Here is a 6,000-nt window from a genome sequence, read left to right as displayed (position 1 = left end):
GTCGGGGACGGGGCGCTCGAACATGAAGGTGTAGCGGGGCGGGTAGTCCAGGGCGAAGCGCCGGTAGGCGAGGCTGAGGGCGATGAGGTCGCCGCGTGGGTCGGTCGTCACGGGTACCTCGGCGAGGGCGTCGTGCAGCATGCCGAAGGCCCGCCGGTAGAGCGCCTCGAGGATGCCGTTACGGCTGCCGAAGCGGGTGTAGACGCCCATGGTCGAGGTGCCGGCCGCCTCGGCGACCCGCCGGACGGTCAGACCGGCGGGACCGTGTTGCGCCAGCACCTGCAGCGCCGCGCGGATGTAGGGGACCTGTGCGCCGGGCCCGTCCGCGGCGATGCCCTGGCCACCTGTCACGCCATGTCCCTTGCCATGAAGCGCAACCTAGGCTACAACATCCGTTATAACACTCGTTATAACGGATGTTCTAGGAGGTTGTCTGTGCATGTCCCCCGGCTCTGGCCGTCCCTGTCGGCGGTCGGACCACCATCCGGCGTCCCCGTTCCCGCCGCCGTCCCCGTCGCCGCGGTTGCTGCCGCCCGCGGGAGCACCCGGCGCCGATGCCCGTTCGCCGTCGTCCTCGTGACCGCGGTGGCCGCGATCGCGCTGTCGGTCGCCGGCTCGGTCACCCCCGCGAGGGCCGGCGCAACCCCGCCGGCACCCGCCATCCCGGCGAAGATGGACTGCGCGGCGCTCACCAGCTTCGACCTGACGACGGTGCCCGACGCGCCGGCGCGCGTGCTGACCGCCGCACCGACCACCAACAAGGCGTCGCCTCCTGCACCGTCACCGGCTACATCGGCCCCCAGACGAGCTTCCAGATCCAGCTGCCGGTGTCGACCTGGCACGGCCAGTACCTGCAGGAGGGCTGCGGGGGCTACTGCGGCCGGGTGCAGCTGACCCAGCAGCCGCAGACCTCCACCGGATGTGTGCCGGTCACGAACGGAGAGCTTGTCCTCGCGACCGACAACGAGGGCCATGTCGGAGCCGGCGTCACCGACGCCCTGTGGGCACAGGGTGATCCCGCCGCTCGCACGGTCTACGGCTACGCCTCGGAGCACAGCCTCGCTCTCGTGAGCAAGGCCCTCATCCGCGCCTTCTACGGGCAGCCACCGACGTTCTCCTACTTCGACGGCTGCTCCGACGGCGGCCGGGAGGCTCTCAACGAGGCGCAGCGCTACCCGACCGACTTCAACGGCATCATCGCCGGGGCTCCGGCCCTGGACGCGATCGGGCTCGTCGGCTTCCTGGAGCCGTGGATCGCCCGGGTGAACACCGACGCCGCCGGCCACCAGATCCTCGGACCCGACAAGATGGGCGCCCTGCACACCGCCGTCATGGCCGCCTGCGCCGGCCCCGACGGACTCATCGACGACCCGCGGACCTGCAACTTCAACCCCGCCACCCTGCGCTGCCCCGACGGCCAGGACACGCCGTCCTGCCTGACCCCGGCCCAGATCGGCGTCGTCGGCAACTTCTACCGAGGACCCGTCGACAAGCAGGGACACAACCTCTACGACGGCGGCCTGCCCTACGGCTCCGAACTCGCCTGGCCCACCTGGGACTTCGGCCCGGCCGCCGACCCGAACGCCACCCGGGACTCCATCGCCGGCCAGCTCGCTCTCAACTACTACGACTATCTCGCGCCGACCGCCCGGCCCGGCCAGCCGAAGAACCTGCAGGACATCGCGTTCACGTCCGAGGCCTACGCCGTCCAGCACGCCGCCAGTGCGGTCAACGACGCCCTCAACCCCGACCTGTCAGCCTTTCACGCCCACGGCGGAAAAATCATTCTTTACCACGGCTGGGCCGACCAGGCCATTCCTCCCTTCGGCACCGTCGACTACTACGGTGCCGTCGTACATCAGGCCAACGGATACGCCAACGCCGAGCAGTTCTCCCGGCTTTACCTGATTCCCGGCCAGTATCACTGCCTCGCCATCGGCGGCGGCGACCCGCAGGTCACCCCCGACTTTGTGACTCCCCTCATGTCCTGGGTCGAGGCCGGTCAGGCGCCCGCGTCGTTGACCATGCCGACCGCCCCCGGGGTCACCCCACACCGCACGATCACCGTCACACCCACCAACCCACTCATCTCCCGGACAGCGACACCCCCGGGAGCCAACAACAATTACCACTGGATTGGCCGCTACCCCGTCAAACCCGCCACGTCATAAACGGACGCGGTGAAGCCTCCTCGCCGGCCGCCATCTCTCGCAACGAGAGCGGCGGCCGGTGAGATGGCCAACCAGAACCTGCAACCGGCGGCGGCCGCGAGGGGGAGCGGGTAGGGCGCCGCTGCGCCGCTGTGCCGGTGACGATCGTCAGCAGGTGACGGTCAGGTGGAACGGCCGGGTCGTCTTGGTGGAGTCGCTGTTGCGTATCGCGACGAAGACGCCGTTGACCTTCCCGCCGCGCTGCGCCACGGTGATGAAGGCGGGCGACGGCACATCGGTCGCCTTACCGCCGATGGTCGCCGTGTACGCGCAACCTCGGATGTCCCGGTCGAACAGCACCTCGACGTTCTGCGCGCTGGTGAGACCGGCGGTGACGCCGAGGCTGCCGCGGACCACCTGGCCGTTCTGGTCGATCACGGCGAAGCGGGGGGCGTCGACGGGCAGTGCGCTGACCGCCGGCGCGCTCGACGTACGCGGCGACGACTCCCCGACGTTGTCCGCGGGGGAGTCGGCGGCGAACGCCGTCCCCCCGAGGGCTCCGGTCACCGCCAGCGCGGTCGCGGCGGCGAACAGACGGGGGCGGGTGATGATGAAACGAGACATCTCGGTCGACCTCTTTCAAAATGGGCCACACCGCATTCGTCGAAGCGTGGCCGCTTGAATGTGTCGACCTCACCGAACCAGCTCCGCGGGCCACCGAGGAATACGCACTTCTGCGTAGCCGGGCCCCGCGTCCCGCGGTGACCGGTAATCAATGTGTCTGCTGGCGGACAACCGCATCCCCAGGCTAGCCGGGGATGGAATCCTCGCGCAAGGACGCGCGTGCGATTGCGGGCGCAGGAGGAGGTGCAGATATGCCGGCGGAAGCCACCAAGAAGGACTTGCGAGATATCCTGGAGCTGGTGGGCGTCCTACATGGGGACTCCGCGGGCGGCGAGATGCCGACTCCGGTGCTGGCCCGGCTGGCGGCCATGGTGGGCTGCGACTCGGCGTCCTACTGCCGGGTCGACCACGCCGGCCAGCGGCTGCTGGCGACCGTCGTCGAGCCGGCGAGCACCGACCTCAGCGAGTCGGCTGCCTTCGCCGCGGTGCTCGGGCAGCATCCGGCGTTCATCGCCCACCGAGAACGACGGCTGCCCACCGGCAGCTCCGTGGCCCTGACGGACCTCGTGGACCTTCGCGCCCTGCGCAGCCTGCCGATCTACGCCGACTTCTACCGGCCGCGCCAGACCCATGACCAGCTGCTGAACATCGTGACGGTCGGCCGCCGCCAGGGCGCGCTGCTCGTGTTCAACCGGTCGCGGCGAGGATTCTCCGGGCGGGCCCGGGAACTGCTCGACCTCGTCTCGCCGCTGGTCTGCCAGGCGATCGCGCACCGGGAGCGGCTCACCCGGCTGACCTGCGCGCTGCGAGACGCCCAGCGCCACGCCTCGGCGGCGGACCGGGCCGCCGGCCGCCTCGCGGGGCTGACCCCCCGGGAACGCGAGGTGGTGGCTCGCCTCGTCGACGGGATCGGTGACCGCGAGATCGCCCGCGCCCTGGGAATCAGCCCGCGCACCGTGCACAAACACCTGGAACAGATCTATCGCAGACTGGGTCTGCAGAGCAGAGCCGCCGTGGTCGCCGCGGTGCGAGAGGCACAGCCGGCCCCGGAACCAGCGGCCGAACGCCCTGTCTTCGCCGGGTAGCCTCATCGAAAGGCGGAGTGAACCGCAGCAGCGCCGCCCGCTCGGGGCAGGTCGAAGGCGCCTGTACGGCAAAGCGAACTTCGACCTGCCCCGCAAAAGCGTCCACCTCGCAGCCCGACCGCTTCACCCGCGGTTGCGGGATCGGGGTCGGGTCACGCGTTCGTCCGTCGATCCGATCATTTCGATGTGTTGGCTAGTTGTTTCTCGTGTACCAGTGCTGGTTGGCGCCTCCCCAGCAGTCCCACAGGCCAGCTCTTGCGCCGTTGTTGTTGTTGAAGGAGAGAACTTCCAGGCATTTGTTGTTGAACCTGTTCCGAAGCTGACTGCCGTCCCAGTACCATCGCTGGTTTGTGCCGTTCCAGCAGTCCCACAGGCCCACTGGTGCGCCATTGCTGTTGTTGAAGGAGAGGAGTTCCAGGCACTTGTTGTTCATCTGGTTCCGGATCTGGCTGCCATCCCAGTACCAGTTCTGGTTGGCGCCTCCCCAGCAGTCCCACATGCCGGCCGGCGCGCCGTTGTTGTTATTGAAGGAGAGGAGTTCCAGGCACTTGTTGTTCAGCTGCGAGCGCAGGGTGAATGTGGCGGGCGCCGCCGAGGCCACCGGGGCGTCCACCACGGAAACCCCTAGCGCAAGAAGAGTGGCTGCAAGAGTCGCGAAGAATATCCGGCGAAATCGACTGAATTTTATGATCATGGCAATCCTTGATCCGGTTCGGCAGCGGCTGGTTTCATTCCGAACGGCAGAGTCGACACCGCTACCGGAAGCGTGTTGACTGGGCTCTCGTGGTCGTTTCTCGTCGTATGGGTCGGAGGGCCATGATGGCGCGATTCGCCTGGCCACCGGATCAATTTTCAAGGCGGGTGATTCCCGACAGCCGGCGGTATAGCGGGCCGCTGTCCGCTGCTACGCCGGCATGATCAGAATGGATGTCGTCTACCGGACATCTGCCGACGCTCGCACGGTGGTCGATCACGTGGCTGTCGACGGGCCGGGCCGGCCAGACCGTGTAACGGTCCGCTTCCCCTGCCGGAGCCCGGAAGGCGTTGCAGTGCCGGCCGCGGTGGCCGGAGGAGGCCGCCCGGGTGGGGCCGCGGGCACGCCCGATGGCAGGCTCAGCCGGTATGGGGGATTCCGGCGGGAGTATGCCCGTCCGGGAGGCCGTGGCCGCGGGGGCGGCGTTGGATTTCTTCATCTCCGAGAACGAGTACCGGTGCCTGCTCGCTCAGGCCGGATGTGAACTGGTCGACGTCATGGGCACCGAGGCGCTCGACGGTGAAATTCACCCATTTGGCCTGACGGTCGACGCGCAATAGAGGAAGTCATGCGCCGCCGTTTCTGGGTAGCTCGCGGGGCGTGTCTCCTGGCAGCGTTCATGTTCCCTGCGGTGGTGTTGTTGCCGCTGGCCGTAGCGGCGGTGATCCTATCCGGTCCGCGTGAGGTCGCCCAAGGTGGTCGAGTACGGGTCCGTCCGACGTTTCTGCCGACGGGAGATGCGTCGACCCAGCATGCTCGGCGGATGGCAACGCGGCAGGAGATGGCGAGGCGGAGTCTCGTCATTCATCCGCGTTCGGCAGCGAACCGGAGTAGTGCTGTGGCGCTGCTGGCGGGGTTGCGGCTACTGGAGCACCCGCTGACCGCAAAGCTTCCTGGTCCGGTGGTGACCTCCGCTGGCATGCCGCCTCCGCACGCGGCATGGATGTCAGCGGGTTGCCCGTGAGCCGCCGCACCAATCCGGCCGGAGGCAGATCCGATCCGCCCGCCAGCTACCGGCGCTGACCGGGCCCGATCGGCAGGCTGTCGTCAGACGCGCGCGGAGCGCTGGGAGCGCCGGCGCCAGGTCCAGCCGATGAAGACGGTGAGTGCGGACAACGGCGCGAGCACGAGGCTGAGCCAGAGGCCGTCGGTGTGGCTGCCGCCATGGTCCGGGGCGGTGGCGACGAGTACCGCCGAGGCGATCGCGTAGAACGCGATCTGGACTGCGACCGCGATGCGGGTCGAGGCGAAGCGGCCCAGCAGAACCCCGCCGAGCAGCGGAAGAATGGCGAACATCGTGAACCTCCTGAGGCAGGTCGTTGCGTTGGAATGACTGTGCGGCGGCCAGGGGCTCGACGGCTCCCGTGGCAGCGCGGGTCTTTGCGGT

The 6,000-nt window shown here is 68.6% G+C and carries 7 protein-coding genes; 3 read left to right on the top strand and 4 right to left on the bottom strand.

The annotated features are described in order from the left end of the window. The coding region (locus NBZ83_RS10790) for a TetR/AcrR family transcriptional regulator (RefSeq protein ID WP_261574887.1) at positions 1–351 on the bottom strand (351 nt) is incomplete at its 3' end. 203 nt (positions 352–554) lie between these two features. Here NBZ83_RS10790 and NBZ83_RS10785 point away from each other — a divergent pair. Beyond that, complete coding sequence (locus NBZ83_RS10785; protein ID WP_261574886.1) at positions 555–2,171, top strand: tannase/feruloyl esterase family alpha/beta hydrolase; 1,617 nt, start codon at positions 555–557, stop codon at positions 2,169–2,171. Between the two features lie 147 nt (positions 2,172–2,318). Here NBZ83_RS10785 and NBZ83_RS10780 read toward each other — a convergent pair whose 3' ends face one another. Then, positions 2,319–2,774: a hypothetical protein gene (locus NBZ83_RS10780; RefSeq protein ID WP_261574885.1), complete on the bottom strand. Its 456-nt coding sequence runs from the start codon at positions 2,772–2,774 to the stop codon at positions 2,319–2,321. Between the two features lie 251 nt (positions 2,775–3,025). Between NBZ83_RS10780 and NBZ83_RS10775 the strand changes: the two genes are divergently transcribed. Continuing rightward, positions 3,026–3,859 carry a LuxR C-terminal-related transcriptional regulator gene (locus NBZ83_RS10775; RefSeq protein WP_261574884.1) on the top strand — a complete coding sequence of 278 codons (834 nt, stop codon included), beginning with the start codon at positions 3,026–3,028 and terminating at the stop codon, positions 3,857–3,859. 193 nt (positions 3,860–4,052) lie between these two features. On the opposite strand, the gene NBZ83_RS10770 is transcribed toward NBZ83_RS10775, so the two are convergent. Beyond that, complete coding sequence (locus NBZ83_RS10770) at positions 4,053–4,553, bottom strand: RICIN domain-containing protein (RefSeq protein WP_261565115.1); 501 nt, start codon at positions 4,551–4,553, stop codon at positions 4,053–4,055. 449 nt (positions 4,554–5,002) lie between these two features. Here NBZ83_RS10770 and NBZ83_RS10765 point away from each other — a divergent pair, with 449 nt between their 5' ends. After that, positions 5,003–5,173, top strand: coding sequence for a hypothetical protein (locus NBZ83_RS10765; protein WP_261565114.1), 171 nt, complete (start codon positions 5,003–5,005; stop codon positions 5,171–5,173). Between the two features lie 487 nt (positions 5,174–5,660). On the opposite strand, the gene NBZ83_RS10760 is transcribed toward NBZ83_RS10765, so the two are convergent. Beyond that, positions 5,661–5,909, bottom strand: coding sequence for a hypothetical protein (locus NBZ83_RS10760; RefSeq protein WP_261565113.1), 249 nt, complete (start codon positions 5,907–5,909; stop codon positions 5,661–5,663). Positions 5,910–6,000 lie beyond the last annotated feature (91 nt).

The sequence above is a fragment of the Frankia gtarii genome (assembly GCF_025403375.1).
In the GTDB taxonomy this organism is placed as follows: Bacteria; Actinomycetota; Actinomycetes; order Frankiales; family Frankiaceae; genus Frankia; species Frankia gtarii.
Note: the sequence above shows the minus strand (reverse complement) of the source record. Positions and strands in the feature narration are given on the sequence as shown.

Coding starts and splice junctions, on each gene's coding strand:
- NBZ83_RS10785 (WP_261574886.1), top strand. CDS start 555: ATGCCCGTTCGCCGTCGTCCTCGTGACCGCGGTGGCCGCGATCGCGCT.
- NBZ83_RS10780 (WP_261574885.1), bottom strand. CDS start 2,774: ATGTCTCGTTTCATCATCACCCGCCCCCGTCTGTTCGCCGCCGCGACC.
- NBZ83_RS10775 (WP_261574884.1), top strand. CDS start 3,026: ATGCCGGCGGAAGCCACCAAGAAGGACTTGCGAGATATCCTGGAGCTG.
- NBZ83_RS10770 (WP_261565115.1), bottom strand. CDS start 4,553: ATGATCATAAAATTCAGTCGATTTCGCCGGATATTCTTCGCGACTCTT.
- NBZ83_RS10765 (WP_261565114.1), top strand. CDS start 5,003: ATGCCCGTCCGGGAGGCCGTGGCCGCGGGGGCGGCGTTGGATTTCTTC.
- NBZ83_RS10760 (WP_261565113.1), bottom strand. CDS start 5,909: ATGTTCGCCATTCTTCCGCTGCTCGGCGGGGTTCTGCTGGGCCGCTTC.